At 69.1% G+C, this 3,014-nt stretch carries 3 protein-coding genes; all 3 read right to left on the bottom strand.

Features of this window, described 5'->3' with window-relative positions:
• Positions 1–203: 203 nt before the first annotated feature.
• Positions 204–2,126, bottom strand: a complete 1,923-nt coding sequence (locus tag ACIQ09_RS22085) for a DUF1989 domain-containing protein (protein ID WP_398314562.1) — start codon at positions 2,124–2,126, stop codon at positions 204–206.
• Positions 2,123–2,671: a flavin reductase family protein gene (locus ACIQ09_RS22080; RefSeq protein ID WP_398314560.1), complete on the bottom strand. Its 549-nt coding sequence runs from the start codon at positions 2,669–2,671 to the stop codon at positions 2,123–2,125. The genes ACIQ09_RS22085 and ACIQ09_RS22080 overlap by 4 nt, the downstream gene beginning before the upstream one ends.
• Positions 2,672–2,686: 15 nt before the next feature.
• Positions 2,687–3,014: acyl-CoA dehydrogenase family protein (locus ACIQ09_RS22075; protein ID WP_398314558.1), on the bottom strand; the 328-nt coding region annotated here is incomplete at its 5' end.

Below are 3,014 nucleotides of genomic sequence, written 5' to 3'. Positions count from 1 at the left end.
GAAGTCGCCCCTACGAGTCGCCCCCACAAATAGCAGCCAAATCGACCGTCACACGGAGGTTTCCAGGTGCGCTCACCCGATGGATGGAGCGAAAAGGACGCTCCGGATGCAGCGACGGCGGCCGGAGGGACCGTAGGGGCGACTTCAGTCGCCCGCGGGCTTTGATCACCGGCCTGTCCATGCTCTGGCGGGCTGGGGGTTTATCAGGCCCGCACCCGCGCCTTGGTCGGATCATAGTGCGGGAAGGCGCACACCGTGGCATCCAGCCGCTTGCGATGCCCGTCCAGTTGCCCCACCTGCAGTGCCGTCTCCAGGGCCGAGTAGGCCACGTCCACCCGGGCCAGGGCAATCTGGGTGTTGAGCACGGGGGAGCGGACGCTGCTGGTGATTTCGCCGACCTTGGCGCGGCCCAGGTAGATGCCGTCGCCGTGGCTGGCGGGTTCGTTGCCGGTGATGGCGAGGCCAACCAGTTTGCGGCGGGGGTGGGCTTTACGCTCTTCCAGCGCGGCCTTGCCGATGAAGTCTTCGGGCTTGGAGAGGGCCACGGTGAAGCCGATGCCGGCTTCGAAGGGGTCGGTCTGGTCGCAGAACTCGTGGCCGGCGAAGGCCAGGCCGGCTTCGATGCGCAGCATGTCGAGGGCGTCGAAACCCAGGGGGACGATGCCCAGGGGGGCGCCGGTTTCCATCACCGCGGTCCACACCGCGGCGCCGTCGCGGGGGTGGCACCACAGCTCGAAGCCCAGCTCGCCGGTGTAGCCGGTGCGCGATACCACCACCGGGATGCCGGTGGGGCCGCCCAGGCGGGCGGCGGTGAAGCGGAACCAGCCGAGCTCGGCAATTCCGGGCTGGACGGGGGCGCTCCACAGCATGCGGCTGAGCAGTTCGCGGCTCTTCGGGCCCTGCACGGCCAGGTTGTGCAGGGCGTCGGTGGTGTCGCGGATGTGCACGTTGTAGCCGGCGGCGGCGGCCTGCTCCTTCAGCCACAGGCCGGTGGTGTCCTCCCCGCAGACAAAGCGGAAGACGTCACGGCTCATGCGGAACACGGTGCCGTCGTCCATCATGCCGCCGTGGGCGTGGCACACGGCGGTGTAGACGATCTGGCCGACGGCGAGCTTGCGCAGGTCGCGGGTCTGCACCTTCTGCAGCAGGGCCTCGGCGTCGGGGCCGGAAACATCGAACTTGCGCAGGGCCGACAGATCCATGACCGCCACCTTCTCGCGGCAGGCCCAGTATTCAGCCAGGGTGCCGTGGCCGACGAAGCTCCTGGGCAGCCAGAAGCCCTTGTAGTCGATGAAGTCGCGGGTGAGGGTTTCGGTGACGGGGGCGAAGGCCGTCGGGCGGGTCAGGCGGGCGGGGGAGTCGGGCGTCATGCGGTGGGCCATCGCGCGGGGGAAGGAGTGGTCGGCGGCGTAGATGCGCGCCTCGATGTCGGTGGGCTGCCAGGCGTTGGCGGGGTCGATGTCATCGGCGCAGGACGACACCGCCACCACCAGATCCTTCATGGCGCGCAGCAGCACGTAGTCGCCGGGCTTCGACCAGGGTTCGGCAAAACCCAGGCTGCCGCAGGGCTGGATGAAGGTGTTGTAGAAGAAGTTGATGGCCGGCCAGCCCACCCGCGGGCGGATGCCAAAGCCCTCCAGCGCCGCGTTGAAGTTGTCGCTGCAATTGGCGTGACCGGGAAAGCCCAGGTCGTCGTAGTACTTGCTGGTGCAGGCCAGGGCAAAGGCATCGTGGCGACCGACGGTGTCCTGCACGGTTTCGAGCAGGGGCTGCATGCGGGCGTCGAAGTATTTGGCGTGCAGGCCGGGCTGCGGGTAGGCGGCGCCGGCCAGGGTGCGGGTCACGGTGGGGTCGAGGCCCCATTCGTCTCCGGCCTCCAGGGCCACGGCGTCGAAGGCCAGCAGGTCGGAACATTGCCGCCCCTCCACGTCGATGACCTGGATGAACTGCCCGGCCTTCACCACGAAGGCCCGGGCCGTGGCGGCGGCCACGCGGATCACCGCCAGCGGCTCGGGGAAGACCTGGGCGCAGGTTCGGGGCGCCTCGGCGGCGAGCAGGAAGGGGTCGCCCTCCGGCTCGACGGCGTCGGGTGTGGCGGCGAGAGGGCCGGGCAGGATCGCATTCACGCGCGGGTCTCCTTTTCCATCAGCTGACGGTAGCCGCCGGCGCAGAATACCAGCGGCTCGCCGTCCTGAAAGCGCATCTGGCGCACCTCGGCCACGAAGATGATGTGGTCTCCGCCCGGGTACTGGGCGAAGGGCACGCATTCGAAGGTGGCCAGGGCGCTGTCGAAAACCGGCGCCCCGTGCTCGCCGGTGGCGTAGTCCAGGTCGGCCCACTTGTCGCCGCCGCCCCAGGCGAAGCGGTTGGAGAGTTCCGCCTGGCCGGCGTCGAGCACGTGGATGGCCAGCGGCCCGCCGGCGGCAAAGGTGTCGCAGCAGGCGCTGCTGCGCGCCAGGCTGAAGAGCACCAGCGGCGGGTCGATGGACACGGAGTTGAAAGAGCTTACGGTGGCCCCCACCGGCCGCCCCATTTCGTCCCAGGTGGTGACGATGGTGACGCCGGTGGGAAACAGGCCAAGGGCCCGGCGGAACAGGCGTCCTTCAAACGGCGCCCGGTGGGTGGGCGCCGCGGCAGACACCGGGGCAGGCTGGTGGAGGGCGGCTTGCATGGCGGGCTCCCGTGCTCAGGCCTGGGCTTCGGCGAGGAGCTTGGTGGCGAAGGCGGCCTTCTCTTCCTTGCTCATCTTCTTCAGCTCGTTGGACAGCACGCGCTGGTTCACCGACTGGTTCCAGTAGTCCAGCACCTCGAAGCCGAGCAGAGCCGACTTGCCGACGAACTGGCGCAGCACCTCGTTGGTGGGGCCCATCACCCAGCCGGCCTTGCCGTCGCGGAGCAGGCGCTCGATGCCCAGGGCCGGCTTGTAGCCGGTGCCGCCGCAGGCGTGGAGCATCTTGTCCACCACGTGGGTGACGGTCTTGGAGGAGAAGAACTTGACCTGCCACAGCCAGTTG

It is taken from the genome of Zoogloea sp. (genome assembly GCF_044344315.1).
Taxonomy (GTDB): Bacteria; Pseudomonadota; Gammaproteobacteria; order Burkholderiales; family Rhodocyclaceae; genus Zoogloea.
This window is presented reverse-complemented; position numbering and strand designations above follow the sequence as displayed.